Origin of the sequence: Sphingobacterium sp. R2, from assembly GCF_040760075.1 — a bacterium.
GTDB lineage: Bacteria > Bacteroidota > Bacteroidia > Sphingobacteriales > Sphingobacteriaceae > Sphingobacterium.
Genome location: NZ_CP142884.1, coordinates 4,297,321 through 4,312,644 on the forward strand (window position 1 = coordinate 4,297,321; position 15,324 = coordinate 4,312,644).

13 protein-coding genes and 3 tRNA genes are annotated in these 15,324 nt (G+C 42.6%); 11 read left to right on the top strand and 5 right to left on the bottom strand.

Features of this window, described 5'->3' with window-relative positions; all coding sequences use genetic code 11:
- The first annotated feature begins 159 nt into the window (after positions 1 to 159).
- Positions 160 to 1,695 (top strand): IS1182 family transposase, encoded by a 1,536-nt coding sequence (locus VXM68_RS17920; RefSeq protein ID WP_367209531.1) that lies wholly within the window; start codon positions 160 to 162, stop codon positions 1,693 to 1,695.
- Positions 1,696 to 1,844: 149 nt separating this feature from the next.
- On the opposite strand, the gene VXM68_RS17925 is transcribed toward VXM68_RS17920, so the two are convergent.
- Entirely contained in the window at positions 1,845 to 2,516 is a 672-nt protein-coding gene (locus tag VXM68_RS17925; RefSeq protein WP_293953967.1) for an NUDIX domain-containing protein, read from the bottom strand.
- Positions 2,517 to 2,698: 182 nt separating this feature from the next.
- On the opposite strand from VXM68_RS17925, the gene pfkA reads away from it, so the two are divergent.
- The 6 genes from pfkA (at position 2,699) to VXM68_RS17955 (ending at position 6,016) form a co-directional block, all read left to right on the top strand.
- Positions 2,699 to 3,679: a 6-phosphofructokinase gene (gene pfkA, locus VXM68_RS17930; protein ID WP_293953965.1), complete on the top strand. Its 981-nt coding sequence runs from the start codon at positions 2,699 to 2,701 to the stop codon at positions 3,677 to 3,679.
- A 17-nt stretch (positions 3,680 to 3,696) separates the two neighbouring features.
- Positions 3,697 to 4,548, top strand: coding sequence for a hypothetical protein (locus VXM68_RS17935; protein ID WP_293953963.1), 852 nt, complete (start codon positions 3,697 to 3,699; stop codon positions 4,546 to 4,548).
- A gap of 4 nt (positions 4,549 to 4,552) precedes the next feature.
- On the top strand, positions 4,553 to 5,551 hold the full coding sequence (gene gap / locus VXM68_RS17940; RefSeq protein WP_293953961.1) for a type I glyceraldehyde-3-phosphate dehydrogenase: 999 nt from the start codon (positions 4,553 to 4,555) through the stop codon (positions 5,549 to 5,551).
- Between the two features lie 176 nt (positions 5,552 to 5,727).
- Positions 5,728 to 5,800, top strand: a tRNA-Phe gene (locus VXM68_RS17945).
- A gap of 53 nt (positions 5,801 to 5,853) precedes the next feature.
- A tRNA-Gly gene (locus tag VXM68_RS17950) sits at positions 5,854 to 5,926 on the top strand.
- A 5-nt stretch (positions 5,927 to 5,931) separates the two neighbouring features.
- Positions 5,932 to 6,016: transfer RNA gene (locus tag VXM68_RS17955), tRNA-Leu, on the top strand.
- Between the two features lie 44 nt (positions 6,017 to 6,060).
- On the opposite strand, the gene VXM68_RS17960 is transcribed toward VXM68_RS17955, so the two are convergent.
- Positions 6,061 to 6,321 carry a hypothetical protein gene (locus VXM68_RS17960; RefSeq protein ID WP_293953944.1) on the bottom strand — a complete coding sequence of 87 codons (261 nt, stop codon included), beginning with the start codon at positions 6,319 to 6,321 and terminating at the stop codon, positions 6,061 to 6,063.
- A 304-nt stretch (positions 6,322 to 6,625) separates the two neighbouring features.
- On the opposite strand from VXM68_RS17960, the gene VXM68_RS17965 reads away from it, so the two are divergent.
- A complete protein-coding gene (locus VXM68_RS17965) occupies positions 6,626 to 8,974 on the top strand; it encodes a GAF domain-containing protein (RefSeq protein ID WP_367209552.1) in 2,349 nt (782 codons plus the stop codon).
- A 73-nt stretch (positions 8,975 to 9,047) separates the two neighbouring features.
- Complete coding sequence (locus tag VXM68_RS17970) at positions 9,048 to 11,126, top strand: ATP-binding protein (RefSeq protein WP_367209553.1); 2,079 nt, start codon at positions 9,048 to 9,050, stop codon at positions 11,124 to 11,126.
- A gap of 67 nt (positions 11,127 to 11,193) precedes the next feature.
- Here VXM68_RS17970 and VXM68_RS17975 read toward each other — a convergent pair whose 3' ends face one another.
- The 3 genes from VXM68_RS17975 to VXM68_RS17985 all read right to left on the bottom strand — a co-directional run bounded on the left by VXM68_RS17975 (position 11,194) and on the right by VXM68_RS17985 (position 12,859).
- The gene (locus tag VXM68_RS17975; RefSeq protein ID WP_293953938.1) at positions 11,194 to 11,571 is read right to left on the bottom strand and encodes a response regulator; all 378 of its coding nucleotides are present in this window, start codon (positions 11,569 to 11,571) and stop codon (positions 11,194 to 11,196) included.
- A 205-nt stretch (positions 11,572 to 11,776) separates the two neighbouring features.
- A complete protein-coding gene (locus tag VXM68_RS17980) occupies positions 11,777 to 12,022 on the bottom strand; it encodes a sensor histidine kinase (protein WP_367209554.1) in 246 nt (81 codons plus the stop codon).
- A gap of 15 nt (positions 12,023 to 12,037) precedes the next feature.
- Positions 12,038 to 12,859 (bottom strand): PAS domain-containing protein, encoded by an 822-nt coding sequence (locus VXM68_RS17985; RefSeq protein ID WP_367209555.1) that lies wholly within the window; start codon positions 12,857 to 12,859, stop codon positions 12,038 to 12,040.
- 418 nt (positions 12,860 to 13,277) lie between these two features.
- On the opposite strand from VXM68_RS17985, the gene VXM68_RS17990 reads away from it, so the two are divergent.
- Both VXM68_RS17990 and VXM68_RS17995 read left to right on the top strand, forming a co-directional pair.
- Positions 13,278 to 14,273: an aldo/keto reductase gene (locus VXM68_RS17990; RefSeq protein WP_367209556.1), complete on the top strand. Its 996-nt coding sequence runs from the start codon at positions 13,278 to 13,280 to the stop codon at positions 14,271 to 14,273.
- Positions 14,274 to 14,382: 109 nt separating this feature from the next.
- Positions 14,383 to 15,312 carry a helix-turn-helix domain-containing protein gene (locus tag VXM68_RS17995; RefSeq protein ID WP_367209557.1) on the top strand — a complete coding sequence of 310 codons (930 nt, stop codon included), beginning with the start codon at positions 14,383 to 14,385 and terminating at the stop codon, positions 15,310 to 15,312.
- Positions 15,313 to 15,324: the final 12 nt, after the last annotated feature.

A 15,324-nucleotide genomic window follows, 5' to 3' on the forward strand; every position in this document is an offset into this window, starting at 1 on the left:
CTTTACAAAATATATTTTGAAATTGTAATAATTTTGATATTGGGCTGACAACAAAAAGAGGCTGTCTCAAAAAGACAGCCTCTTTTTTATGTTATTTCATGATATTTAATTTGATTTAATTAATTGATTTTCATATATTTATATTTCAAAAAAAGATATATGTCATCTCAAAGACCTACTTTTAAGCCTTACTATCAGGATCAGATTATGGCAATTCCCCCAACTTTGGACGAATTGGTCTCCAAAGGACATCCGGTACGTATTGTTAACGATGTGATCAACCGTATCAACATACAGGGTCTTTTGGATGCCTACAAGATAAAAGGCTGTTCCAGTTATCATCCGCAAATGCTGTTGAAGGTTCTGGTGTTTGGCTATGTAAGCAATGTCTACAGCAGTCGGAAACTGGAAACAGCCTGCCGGGAGAATATCAACTTCATGTGGCTGAGCGGCATGAGCTATCCCGATCACAATACCATCAACAGATTTCGTGGTGTCCGCTTAAAAGAAGCACTTCGCAGTGTATTTGAAGAAGTTGTTAAGCTCCTGGCCGAAGAAGGGTTGTTAAGCATAGAAGATGTCTACACCGATGGCACCAAGATAGAGGCTAATGCAAACAGATACACTTTCGTTTGGAAGAAAGCTATCCATACCAATAAGGAAAAGATGAAAGCTGCCTTAAAAGATATATGGGACTACGCCCAAAGTATTGCCAAGTCGGAGGACAACCTCCCGGATCCTCCCGATCTGACGACAATTGACAGCGAAAAAGTCCGGGCTACGGTCGATAAGCTGAACAGAGTCTTATCCGACAAACCTTCGGTAAATAAAAAGATGAAGGCAAAGTTGCGTTATGTAACCAAAAACTATCCAGAGAAGATCGTACAATATGAAGAGCAGGAAGCTACTCTGGGAGACAGAAACAGTTATAGCAAAACAGATCCCGATGCCACCTTTATGCGGATGAAAGAGGATCATATGAAAAATGGCCAGCTCAGACCAGGATATAATATCCAGATATCCACGTCCAATCAATACATCGTCAATTACACCATACATTCCAATCCCACAGATACCAGAACATTATCCGGTCATTTGCAACAACATGAGGACAGCTTTGGAAAAACACCGGGAACCCTTACCGCGGATGCCGGTTATGGCAGTGAAGAAAACTATGCATTACTGGCAGCAAAAAATATTGAGAGCTATGTGAAATATGGTATGTTTGACAAAGGACAGAAAAAGAGCTGTGGGGATAAGAAACCATTTTCTGTAGATAAATTACATTATAATCCTTCACAAGATTGCTATATCTGTCCAATGGGACAGGAAATGCATTGTATAGGTACATTTAGCCAAAAGACCTCCGCAGGCTTCCGGCAGGAAATCAAAAAGTATCAGGCAAAAAACTGCACAAACTGCCCGTTGAATGGCGCCTGTCACAAATCACAGGGAAATAGGATCATCGGGGTGAATAAGCAACTTGAGATTTACAGGAACAGGGCATACCAATTGCTCAACAGCGATGTAGGTGTAGCTAAACGAAAACAGAGGTGTTGTGACGTCGAACCTGTCTTTGCAAACATTAAACAGAACCATGGGTTCCGAAGATTTATGCTCCGGGGTAAAGAAAAAGTGTCCATAGAATGGGGATTATTGGCAATAGCACAAAATCTAAGAAAAAAAGCAGCCTAAAAAGCTACTTTTTGTTCATTTCTCCCCTCCATATGAGTCTTTTTCAAATAACCAACAAATAACACACAAATCTATCTCATAGACTTTTTAAACAAAAAAACTGTCCCAAATAAATTTGAGACAGCCTCTTAATATTATAAATCGTTCAATCAAAACGCGACCGTATTCTGAAAATGTTTTAGGAACTTCCTTTTGTCCAATTTATAGAGCCGTGCTGCGCGATACGCCACCCCGGTCTGTACCTCGTCGAGTTCTTTTAGGAACCCATAGTTTTGCATTTTCTTTCTAAAATTGCGCTTATCGAGTTGTTTATTCAATATTCCCTCATAGACCAGCTGTAGCTGGGTGAGGGTAAATTTTTCGGGAAGCAATTCAAAAGCGATAGGCTTATAAGCGAGTCGGCGCTGCAATCTTTCCAGACAGAGGTCCAAAATCTGCTTGTGGTCAAAGGCTAGTTCGGGTACATTACGAACAGGAAACCATTTGGCCTGTTTCATGTAATTTGTAACAGGCTTAGTTTTTAGTTTGGTATTATCCAATTGAATGAGTGCGTAATAAGCCACGGTCAAAATTCTTCCCTTTGGGTGCCTTTTTAAACCGGCAAAGGAATGGAGCTGATCCATAAAGACATCTTTTAACCCTGTATTTTCATACAAAATCCGCTTCACGGCATCTTCCATCTCTTCATCGTTGTCCACGAAAAAGCCTGGCAATGCCCACCAATCCTTAAAAGGATATTCATTTCTTTCGGCCAGAAGAACTTTTAATTCTCCTTCGTGAAAGCCTAATATGACACAGTCTACGGTAAAATTACTATACAAAACTTCTAAATCAATTTATGTGCAATATACTGAGCTAAATTTAGCGGTTACTAATCTTCGGGTTATCTGTAACAATTATACGCTTCCTAAACGTGATGCGCAAAAAAATATTGAAAAATTTACTCAAAGTGTAGAATATACACTATAAAAATCTTATATTCGTATCACCTAAAATATTGCGTGTGATAAAAGAAATTAAAAAAATAGGCGTTTTAACATCTGGAGGTGATGCTCCTGGCATGAATGCCTGTATACGTGCTGTAGTTCGTACAGCATTACATAAAGGATTAGAAGTAACTGGTATTTACCAAGGTTATCAAGGCATGATCGATGCCAATTTTATAGAAATGGATACGCGCTCGGTCAGCAATATCATCCAACGTGGTGGTACAATATTGAAAACGGCGCGCTGCATGGAGTTCAAAACGCCGGAAGGTCGTCAAAAAGGCTACGACAATCTTAAAGCTGCCGGTATTGAAGCTTTGGTGGTGATCGGCGGTGATGGATCTTTTACAGGTGCAAACTTTTTTTCCAAAGAATTTGACATTCCTGTTGTCGGCATACCCGGAACAATAGACAACGATTTGTATGGCTCGGATTATACCATTGGGTATGATACGGCCAATAATACTGTTATCGAAGCCATTGATAAAATCAGAGATACGGCTGCTTCGCATGAACGTCTTTTCTTTGTGGAGGTAATGGGTAGAGACTCAGGCTGCATCGCTTTAAATGCCGGTATTGCAGGCGGAGCCGAAGCGATTTTACTTCCTGAAAAAGAAACGGCTATTGACGATCTGATCCGCCACCTGGAAGATGGGGCGATTAAGAAGAAATCATCCTCTATCGTTATTGTTGCTGAGGGCGACCAAAACGGTGGAGCATATTATGTAGCGAAAAAAGTAAAGGAAAAGTTTGATCATTACGACACGAAAGTTAGTATATTAGGGCATTTGCAGCGTGGTGGTGCTCCAACGAGTTTCGACCGCGTGCTTGCTAGTCGATTGGGTTTTGCTGCTGTCAATGAATTGTTGGCAGGGAATACACGTGTTACTGTTGGACTCCGTGGCAATGAAATCCAGACAACTCCAATTGAAGAAGCAATCAGCAATAAGGAAATCAAACTTAGCCCTGATTTATTGGAAATGGCTGAGATTTTATAATCATAAATTGAACAGACATGATAGCAGTAGTATATAGTGGATCGCGATTTTCGGACTGGAGATTGGCCGATAAAGGCCGTGTAACCACTGGTTTTCGCATGAACGGGATCAATCCCTATCTTCAAGATGAGCGTTCCATACTACAGCACCTGCACAAGAACACCAATCTGATCAACAACGCCGAGAAAATAAAGCGGATTTATTTTTTTGGTGCCGGGTCATCGTCCAAGGAGCGCAAGGATAAAATAAAGAATGTCTTGGAACGTTTTTTTGTCAACGCTCGTGTGCGCGTAGACCATGATGTAATCGCTTCGGCGATTTCTACGTTTGGCGACGAAAAGGGCATTATTGGGATTATAGGCAGTGGATCGAATGCAGCTTATTATACAGGAAAAAAAATCATTGATAACAACTATGGCCTAGGTTACATCCTAGCCGATGAGGGGGCGACAAATTGGAACAGCCAACAGCTGCTCAAACATTATATGACGGAGTCTCTTCCTATAGATCTTCGGGACAAGTTGGAAAGACAATTTAATGTCGATAAGAAAATGATTTTGGAGCGGGTGTATTTTGCACCTCAACCGACAAATTTTCTAAATTCATTCACTGATTTTGTCCTCGACAACAAAGATCATTTATTCATCAATCAATTGGTTAAAAACGGGCTTCGCACGTTTATAAAAACTTACATCAAACCGCTAATGAAAGAATATCCCGACAGTGATGTAAACTTTACGGGTTCAGTAGCGTTCAATTATGAGAACATCCTCCGGGAAGTTGCCACAGAAGAATTTAATATCAGTATTGGATCTGTAGTAAAAGAACCAATACACAATTTAATTAAATATTATATCAATAAAAATTAAGAATATGAAAATTGGAATTAACGGATTTGGCCGTATTGGTCGTTTAGCATTCAGAGCAGCAATCAATCGTCCAGAAATTGAAATTGTTGGTATCAATGACTTAGTTGAACCAGACTATATGGCTTATATGTTGAAATATGATTCAACACATGGCAAATTTGACGGTTCTGTAGAAGTAAAAGACGGTAATTTGGTTGTTAACGGAAAAACTATTCGCGTTACAGCTGAGAAAGATCCAGCAAACTTGAAATGGAATGAAGTAGGTGCTGAAGTGATCATCGAATCTACAGGTTTCTTCTTGACTCAAGAGTTGGCTCAAAAACATATCGACGCAGGTGCTAAGAAAGTGGTGATGTCTGCTCCAGCAAAAGACGACACCCCTACTTTTGTCATGGGTGTTAACCATAAAGAATTGAAAGCTGATCAGAACATCGTGTCAAACGCTTCATGTACAACAAACTGTTTAGCGCCTATCGCTAAAGTATTGAATGATAAATTTGGTATCGTTGAAGGTTTGATGACTACAGTTCACGCCGTAACTGCAACACAAAAGACAGTGGATGGTCCTTCAGTAAAAGACTGGAGAGGTGGCCGTGGTGCATACCAAAACATCATCCCTTCATCTACAGGTGCTGCTAAAGCAGTAGGTTTGGTTCTTCCTGAATTGAAAGGTAAATTGACAGGTATGTCATTGCGTGTTCCTACAGCAGACGTTTCAGTTGTTGACTTGACAGTACGTTTAAACAAAGGTGCTTCATACGAAGACATCAAAGCTGCAATGAAAGAAGCTTCTGAAGGTGAATTGAAAGGTATCTTGGGTTATACTGAAGACGAAGTTGTTTCTTCAGATTTCTTAGGTGATGCACGCACATCAATCTTCGATGCTAAAGCTGGAATTTCATTAAATGACAACTTCGTTAAAGTGGTATCTTGGTACGACAACGAGTGGGGTTATTCAAACAAAATTGTTGATTTGGTCTTAGAAGTTGGTAAATTGTCGTAATCAACTGCGTCAACCAACTATACAGGGGCTATTCCATTCGGATAGCCCCTTATTTTTTTTACTTAAAAATCAGCAGGTTGGCGTTTAAACGCAAAAAAAAGCACTTTTGACTTTTGTAATTCAAATAATCCGTCTATATTTGCATCATCAATAAGGCAAACAGCTTACGTTGAAAAGGTGCCATAGCTCAGTTGGTAGAGCAAAGGACTGAAAATCCTTGTGTCGCTGGTTCGAATCCAGCTGGCACCACCGAAAAGGAAGAACGCAATGTTCTGACCGATTGAAAGAATAATAATTCCAATGCGAAAATAGCTCAGTTGGTAGAGCACAACCTTGCCAAGGTTGGGGTCGCGAGTTCGAATCTCGTTTTTCGCTCACCTGCCTAGGTGGTGGAACTGGTAGACACGCAGGACTTAAAATCCTGTTCCCGTTAAGGGAGTGCGGGTTCGATTCCCGCCCTAGGTACAAAAAAAGCTCATCATACGATGAGCTTTTTTTGTTTATACCTATTACGCTTGTGCGCTATCATCACTATTACGGTCCACCGACAATAAAAAGAGTAGTTTATCGATCGCTGGCCTGTGCCATTCTTTCGGCAGATCTCCGCTGAGGTAAGCCAATTGTTCATCTAAGATGAGCTGGCAGCCATCCATTGTAATACGTGCATATTCGTTTTGGCCTTCCTCCCTACCTACTTCAAAATCAAAATACTTTTCTATTCCTTCGTCATTAGTCACGGGGATCCCGGTAAATGTTGTTCTCTCTTCCATGGTATTAGTTTTTAATTTTTATATACGTTATTATATCTTTGTCGATGTGGCCAGTCCGCTGACCTCTGCCTGCGTTCCCAATCGACGAGCGCAAGTTTATCGCCGCTTTAAGCAACATCGCTTTACTCATCCTCTCCGATCTGCTACAACAGCTCAAGCTTTTTTACGTATAGAACAAGCGCATGCCCATACAGTTTGATGGTTTTATGGAAAAATGTATTAAAAATCCATCCCGCAATCGCCGATTATTTTTTAATTTTGTACATCTTCCAGCAGTAATCTAATTTAGTCAGGAACAACCACTATGCAGTATAACTTCTCCTTTGATTCCAGTCCGTTCAAAACCCTGATCGCTTTTCACAAAATTATACCCGCCTTTGAAAGGGCTGCCTTATCGCCCGTCGAGTTTCAGTCCGTTTACGCTCGTGCGTTACTGGAAGAAATCAAGAAGTACCCCCAACTTATCGAAGGTGTGGAGAAAACTGACGAGCTGTTGGGTTACGAGCCTATCATCAGGGTACTGCTGGCCGACCTGTTCCCAAGTTCACTAACACACAATGAGATCAAGGCCGTTACTATCCCTTTTCATCTCTACACGTTCAATCACACCGCAAGGCTCGAAAAAATCTTAAGCGATGCTGGCGATCACTTTGAATTCACCCTTCGTGACATCTCTGCCGACACCTACTATATTCTCAATTGCTGCGTCATTATCAGCCAGTATTATGGCTTTAAGGTAGATGCCATGGATGCACCCCAATTTTTGGATATTCCAGATAAAAATAATATCATCCATCATTACCGCGTATTATTCAATGCCGATTTTATGGATATCATCCCCACCGAACGCGCTGTCCATCTTTCAGAAGAAGATATTGTTGAACTGATCGACAATTTTTCGGATATTGACTTATGGAAATCCAAATTCCCAGAACGGAGCTGGATCTTAAAGGGCTTTGCCATAATGACCCTTTTTGATGCCACCATTGAAAATGCGGTATCGAGCTTTAAAAGTAATTTACTCCGCGAGAAGAGTGCAATCCAGCTGGCAGAAATTGAAAGCATATTTAGGTCTATCTACAAAATTAGCGACCTGCGTATTGGGCTTACCTCATTCGAAAAGGTCAGAAACGAATACAACTTACGGATTGTCGAAAAGCAGCTTTACAGCCATCTGCTCTATGATTCCACCATCACCGAGTGTGAAGAGATGCTCTGCAGCGATACCCTCGAGAGTCTGCTTACAAAAGATGAATATCTTGTCGTACCCGATATTGATAAGATGCCCATCACCGATCCGAAACAGGCTTATTTTATCAATAAGCTGAAGCAACAGCAGGTCAAGAGCTTTATTTTTGTGCCCCTTATTGAGGGCGGAAAAGTTTTGGGACTGCTGGAGCTGTCATCGTCGCGGGTACGCGCGCTCAATTCGGTCAATGCCAACAAGCTCAACTTTATTTTGCCTTTTATTAAAGATAAAGTGTCGAAAGCATTTTCCGAAACGGAAAATCAGATCGAGGCTGTGATCCAAAAGGAATATACCTCCATCCACCCAAGTGTCAAATGGCGGTTTCAGGAAGAAGCTGTCCGTTTTATTAACGACCACGCTTTCGGGAAAGACTATGCCCTGCAGGAGATTGTCTTCGATCATGTCTATCCACTTTACGGACAGATCGACGTGCAGGGGTCATCCGAATCGCGCAACCAAGCGATACGGCAAGATCTGTACAACCAAAACAGCGATCTGATCACGCTATTCAGGGCCATCAATCAAACACAAAAATTACCCCTGTTTGAGCAGAAGATTTTCGACCTGGAAAGAAACCTGGCGGCACTGCAGCATGCGCTGCTGACCGATACCGAACAGCAGATGCTCGATTACTTTAACGCTGACATCCATCCTATCCTGGAGAATTTCCGAAAAAGCAACCGAGATGCCAACATTGTCGATGCAATTGACCGTTATTTCAACCGTATCAACCCAGCAATCGGCGGCTTTTATGAGGCACGTCGCGATTACGACAGTTCCATCACGCTGATCAACAAAAAGCTCGTGGCCGTGTTGGACGAGAAACAGGTCGAAGCCCAGGAATATTTCCCTCACTATTACGAACGCTATAAAACGGATGGTATCGAGCACAATATGTATATCGGTGCATCCATTGCACCCGACCGCAACTTTGAGCTGTATTACCTGCGCAACTTACGCTTATGGCAACTGCAGGTCATGTGTGCAATGGAACACGAATTTAAGGTGCTGCAGCCCTCACTTCCACATCAGCTGGAGGTGACCTCGCTTGTACTTGTCTTTGCAACACCTATTTCCATCCGTTTCCGGATGGACGAAAAACAGTTTGATATCGACGGTTCCTATAATGTACGGTATGAAATTGCCAAGAAACGCATCGACAAAGCAAAGATTAAAGGAAAATCGGAACGCATTACCCAAAAAGGAAAACTGGTCATAGTCTATTCCACCATTCACGAAGAAACCGAATATCTGGGCTATATAAACCTGCTTCAGCACAAAGGCCTGCTTGAAACTGATATCGAACAGTTTGAGGTGGAAGACCTACAAGGTCTGATAGGTTTGAAGGCGATACGCGTGGGTTTTACATTTCAGGAGGTGGAGGTATTAAACACTGTTCGTTAATATTAATTTTATTGCATCGGCATAGCATATCTGCCAAGATTGGGTTATCTTTACACAAAGATAATCCGGTCATATGACAGAAGATGTATTCAGCGAAGCGGCTACACCACGTAGGGAGATGCAAAGGATTGCCGCACTGCAGCGTTACGAAATTATGGATAGCCCTTGCGAAAATATTTTTGATGGGCTGTTGGAAATAGCGGCCCAGGTGTTCCAGACGCCGGTACTGCTGCTATCCTTTATTGACGCAGAACGTATCTTTGTTAAGTCAGCCATCGGCATTGATCCGATACAGATTAGCCATACCGATAGCCTGCTATCGCAGATCATCCCGCAAGGCGAAGTGCTGGTCAGACCGGAGGCTAATTTTAGCGAGGTATATGGATTGTGCTTCTATGCTGCTGCCCCATTGATCACTCCCGACGGATTTCATATCGGTACTTTCAGTATTGCTGATGATCAACATCGCGAATTTGGTGCCGCCGAAGAGCGTATGCTGGCGTCCTTTGCCCGTACTGCAATGGATCAGGTCGCTTTACGTTATGCAGCCATTGAAAACGAACAAGAAATGGCTTCCACCAACACCAACCTGGCCAATATGCAGCAGCGGCTACTCGACCTCAACAGTGAACTGGAAGCTGCCAACGAACAGCTCACGCTTTCGAACAGCAAACTGTATAAATCCTACGATATCAGCCTATTACTCAATAAGAATCTAAAAAGGAGCGAGCAGCGTTTAAAATCATTTATTACCAAAGCACCGATTGCTTTCGCCATTTTAACAGGGCGGGAAATGAACATTGAAGTGGCCAACGATATGGTGCTCAAAATCTGGGGCAAAACGACTGCTGTAATCGGGAAGCCGCTGGCGGTTGCATTGCCAGAATTGCACGATCAGCCCTACCTTGAAATTCTCGACAACGTATTTATGCATGGCGAAACCTACATTGGTGATACAGCGCCAGTGCTGTTTGATTATGAAGGTGTAGTGAGTCAACATTATTTTGATTTTATATATGAACCCGTTAAGGGCGAAGATGGAAATACAGAATCAATCATCGTTATCGCCAATGACGTAACCGAGCGTATATTACAGAAAGAACATCTTGAGGGGCTCAACCAGCAATTGGAAATCGCATTGAAAGCAGGAGAATTGGGTACCTATCACCTGGATATTCAAACCTGGAAAAACCAGGCATCCGCCACCTGCAAAGCTCATTTCGGTCTTCCAACAACAGAAGATTTGCAATTTAAGGACCTTATGCAGGCCATCGTCCCAGAGCATCGTGAGGCGGTAGAACAAAAAGTTAAGGAAGCCATTGCTAAAAATATCACCTATCAGGCTGAATATCTTACCCGATGGCCCGATGGGTCGCTACATTGGATCAATTCCTCGGGGCTACCCCGCTATGACGCCGAAGGAAAACCATTAGACCTGATCGGCGTAACCGTAGATGTGACCAAACGCAAAAATTACGAAGCTCAAAAAGAAGATTTTCTCAGTATCGCCAGCCACGAGCTCAAAACTCCTATTACCAGTCTACGTGGTACGATACAAATGCTGGAGATGCTCAAAGATAAATCAGCAGATGTTAACATAAGAAAATTGATTGAAATGTCGAGCGTCAGTATCAAAAGAATAACAGCGCTCGTCGATGATCTGCTCAACATGCACCGCATCAGCTTAGGTGAATTAAAACTTGATAGAAAACCCATGGTAGCGGCGGATGTAATTCGGTCGTGTTTTCAAGAAATCAATATAATTGGAAAGCATCAGCTCAACTTGATCGGGGATCTCGACACATTGATCAATGCCGATGAGCAGCGTATCGAACAAGTCCTTTCCAATTTGATCAATAATGCGATCAAATATGCGCCCGAATCCTATAAAATTGATGTGCGGATCGAAAATAAGGCAGATTATGTCAAGATTCATGTTCGCGATTATGGCGAAGGCATTGCCCGAGAACTACAGCATCAAATTTTCGAACGCTATTACCGCGTCTATCCGGATGGAAAGAAATACTCTGGGCTCGGGCTAGGGCTGTATATTTCTGCTGAAATCGTGCGTCGGCATGGCGGTGATATCGGCGTGGACAGCACACCGGGCGAAGGCAGTAACTTTTGGTTTACCATACCCCATGCATGCTGATTCGTCAACTATGCTGCATCGCTATTCAAACGAAAAATTTGAAAGCTACACCTGCCTCTGATGCCCATCAAGCAGTCGATCGGCATGTCATTTTTGTACATTTGTTGAGCTGATAGTATAGCTCATTTAAGTCCAAAGGTTTTGGTAAAAAGCTGTCAGCACCCCATGCCTTTGCAGATTCACTGTCCGTCGGATTGGCAGACATCATGATCACTGGAATAGTTTTAAAGGTTTTAGTAAAAAGACTTTTTACGATTTGGTTGCCATCAAACTGCCAATGCATTTCTGCACTCATGAGCACGATATCGGGATGAATGCTTTCAACTGCACCTATCAGCTTTTTTGACTGGGAAATGGTATACACCTCATACTTATCCGTTAAAACCAACGAAAGGGCTTCCAATACCATTGAGCTCTCATCGCAAACTATTATTTTTCTTTTCATCTTTTTCCATCTTTTAATGAACAGAAAAAAGGAAGTCATTCTTCCGTTCATTTAATTCAGAACTTGCATTCAATAACAATAGTTTTAAATAAATGAAAATAGATATTTCGACTTGACATGTTACGTTAAAGTGGTTTGTAAAACTCCAATACCTATCCAAGTCAGGTGTCTACATAGCGGGTGTATTTATCGAAGAGTTACGGCCTTACCCGTTATAAGGAAGTGTAAACGAGATATCCGTACCTGGACCTTCCTTTTCAAGGATTTTGATCTGACCACCGTGCCGCAATATGATGTCGGCGCATAGAAAAAGTCCGATACCAAGTCCTTCAATATGCCCCTCACGATTGGCCCTATAAAATTTCTCAAATACTTTTTTCCGATCTTCAGGTTTTATGCCAATCCCCTGATCACTCACCAGCACCGATACTCCGTCCTGATTGGCTGCCATCTTGACGTGCACGGGCTATTTTCCATCGCTGTACTTAATCGCATTATTGATCAGGTTTGTGATGACCTGTCCGATACGATATCCGTCAGCATGCAGAAAGACATCCTGTTCAGGTATATGCAGTTGTATATCACTTTCAGGAAACACCAGTCCAGCGTTTTCACTTATTTCAAGTACGAGCTGTGATAGATTTATTTGGGTCTTATCCAATGCAATTCCCCTGGCCATCACCATTACAGGCGCAACCATTTCATTTAGCAATCGGTTGATACGCTCGGTGGCTTTAAGTGCATTCTGAACCAGCTTGTTCGATAGCGTATCTTCTTGCACTTCCAATTTCCTTTCCAGCATCTGCAGCGTTCCTTTCACAGATGACAGCGGAGTCTTGATTTCATGCATGGCAATGCTTAACATTTCATCGCGCAAAATTTCCAGTTCTTTCTTTTCAGTAATATCAAGCGTTGTACCCGATATGACCTGCGGATAACCTGTCTCGTCATAAGTGACCCATCCACGCGCCTCAATCCAATGTATGCTATTATCGGTATGACGTACACGATACTGCGCGCTATAGGGAATGTGGAGTTCAATAGATCGAGCCACGCAATCTTGCATCGCCTCTAAGTCTTCTTCTACGATACAGCCCAGCATATCACTGTAACTAAATTCCTTAGTCGTGTCCCACCCAAAATTTCTTTTGCACTGATCCGTGCAAGACATATAATTATGTTCTACCAAGCCTACTTCCCAAAAGCCCATACGGGCTTGTTCAAGCGCCTGATCGAGATGTTTTTGGGATACCGTAAAGGTAGAATCCGCACCATATAAGTTAATCATACAGTTGATTAAAGTTAGCGGCTCTTATGAACCTTGGTAAAGGTACACATTTATAATATTATTAGTATTACAATTATTGGAACAGATTAAATCCTACAAAAGCTGGCACCTTTATCGGACTTGGACGACCATCCTAATAAGCCACTGCCAGAATCGAAGTATTACATGTTCCAATGTCAAATAGCCTATATTAAAAAGGTCGAACGCGGGGTTCGGCCACTACCTTATGCAGCAAATTGCTGCGCAAATACTTTTAGTTAGACGCAGGGTACCTTGCTCTTATCATTAGAGCACGTATGGAAAGTCATTCGGGGAAGTATACGTTACGATCCGTAATTCGGTTACATTATTCTGTAATTGGGGTAAGTACCCAACAGATCTTTCACTGTAATTTTGAGTAACAAAAAAATAGCAGCAAATGAAAACAAGAAAACTAGGCAGCCAAGGGCTAGAAATTCCAATGATAGGTCTCGGCTGTATGGGCATGAGCAGTTTTGCATCCACAGGCGATATTTACGGTAAGGCCGACGAAAAAGAATCCATTGCGACCATCCATCGATCCTTAGCACTCGGTGGAAACTTTTTGGATACTGCCGATCTTTACGGTCCTTTTGAAAACGAAAAGCTTATCGCCAAGGCCATCAGGGGGAAACGGAATGAGTTTATCATCGCCAGCAAATTCGGCTTTGAGATTGATGCCAGTGGTCAAGTGACCTGGCGTATAAATGGCCGGCCAGATTATATCCAGAAGTCAATCGAACGATCCCTAAAAAATATCGATACCGACGTCATTGATCTATACTATATGCACCGACCCGACCCCAATGTGCCTATTGAAGAAACTGTCGGTGCCATGGCCGAACTGGTCAAAGCGGGTAAGGTGCGGTATATAGGCATATCAGAAGTCAGTGCCGAGCAAATAAAAAAAGCACATGCGACCTATCCGATTACGGCTGTGCAAAATGAAATTTCCCTCTTCGGACGTGAGGTGGAAACCAACGGTGTATACGAACTCACACAAACGGAGGGCATCGGACTGGTGGCCTACTCCCCTTTGGGCCGCGGCTTTCTTACAGGAGAAATCAAGTCGCCGGACGATATTCCAGCAGATGATTTTCGCAGACTTATTCCACGCTTTCAGGGCGAGCAGTTTTACAAAAATCTGGAACTCGTACGCGAGCTTGAACAAATCGGCAAAGAAAAACAAGTTACTCCCTCACAGCTGGCCCTTGCCTGGCTCATCCAAAAAGACATTGTGCCTATCCCTGGAACTAAAAAGGTGCGCTATCTAGAACAGAATATCGCAGCGACCGAAATCCTGTTGACTCCCGAAGAGCTACAGCGCATTGAAGCTATTCTACCTGTAGGATTAGATACCGGATCGCGCGATGTCAGTATACCGCTGCAATCGTAAAAAATATAAATGTCATGTTTGCCCAAAGCGCATGACATTTTACTTAAATTAGCCTATCATACGCTAGGCAATACAAAAACGTTAAAGATATTTGATAGCTACTACGAACATGTCAAAGAAAGAACCAACATTTGTTAAGGTAAATTCCATCGCGGAGTATCATGAAGCATTGCAGTTGCCCAAACCGCAGCATCCGCTTTTCAGTATCATCGATTTCTCGAAGAACAAGCATACACATCCATCGGTAGAAACCACCTTTCTGCTCAATCTGTATTGCATTTCCGTCAAAGAAGATGCACAGTGCGTATTGCGCTATGGCCCCCATCACTACGACTTTCGCGAAGGGCTAATGACCTTCTTCAAGCCCGGGCAGACCATTACTGTAGATCCGACGAGCTCTGATGTCAAAGTTGGCTATTCGGTTGTTTTCCATCCAGATTTTATCCGCACCTATGACCTGGCAAACAACATCGGTAGCTATAGCTTTTTCGACTATGAAGTCAATGAAGCACTTTTCCTATCCGAAAAGGAAAAGCAGCAGATCAGAACGATCGGAAAGGGAATTTTGAGCGAATATGAAAGCACGATTGACAGCTACAGCCAAGATGCCATTGTCAGTTTTATAGCGTTGTTACTGGTGTATGCACAGCGCTTTTATGACCGTCAGTTTACTACCCGTAAGGTACACAATATACCATTGGTTAGCCGGTTTGAGCAACTGCTCGATGAATACTTTGACTCCGACACAGCACGTACCAGCCTTCCGCAGGTAGGGTATTTTGCGGAACGGCTGCATATGTCAAAAAACTATTTAAGCGATCTACTGCGAGCGCAAACTGGTGACAGCGCACAGAACCACATCCAGCATAAGGTCATCGAAAAAGCAAAAGATCTGCTTTCACGTTCTCAACTTTCTGTCGCCGAAATCGCCTATCAGCTTGGATTTGAACAGCCACAGTCCCTCAATCGGTTATTTAAAAAGAAGACATCGGTTTCACCCCTTGAATTTAGGAGAACGATAGGCTTTAACAATCTTTAACTTTATTATGAT

Coding starts and splice junctions, on each gene's coding strand:
- VXM68_RS17960 (WP_293953944.1), bottom strand. CDS start 6,321: ATGGAAGAGAGAACAACATTTACCGGGATCCCCGTGACTAATGACGAA.
- VXM68_RS17980 (WP_367209554.1), bottom strand. CDS start 12,022: ATGGCAGCCAATCAGGACGGAGTATCGGTGCTGGTGAGTGATCAGGGG.
- VXM68_RS17990 (WP_367209556.1), top strand. CDS start 13,278: ATGAAAACAAGAAAACTAGGCAGCCAAGGGCTAGAAATTCCAATGATA.
- gap (WP_293953961.1), top strand. CDS start 4,553: ATGAAAATTGGAATTAACGGATTTGGCCGTATTGGTCGTTTAGCATTC.
- VXM68_RS17935 (WP_293953963.1), top strand. CDS start 3,697: ATGATAGCAGTAGTATATAGTGGATCGCGATTTTCGGACTGGAGATTG.
- VXM68_RS17970 (WP_367209553.1), top strand. CDS start 9,048: ATGACAGAAGATGTATTCAGCGAAGCGGCTACACCACGTAGGGAGATG.
- VXM68_RS17975 (WP_293953938.1), bottom strand. CDS start 11,571: ATGAAAAGAAAAATAATAGTTTGCGATGAGAGCTCAATGGTATTGGAA.
- VXM68_RS17965 (WP_367209552.1), top strand. CDS start 6,626: ATGCAGTATAACTTCTCCTTTGATTCCAGTCCGTTCAAAACCCTGATC.
- VXM68_RS17985 (WP_367209555.1), bottom strand. CDS start 12,859: ATGATTAACTTATATGGTGCGGATTCTACCTTTACGGTATCCCAAAAA.
- VXM68_RS17995 (WP_367209557.1), top strand. CDS start 14,383: ATGTCAAAGAAAGAACCAACATTTGTTAAGGTAAATTCCATCGCGGAG.
- VXM68_RS17920 (WP_367209531.1), top strand. CDS start 160: ATGTCATCTCAAAGACCTACTTTTAAGCCTTACTATCAGGATCAGATT.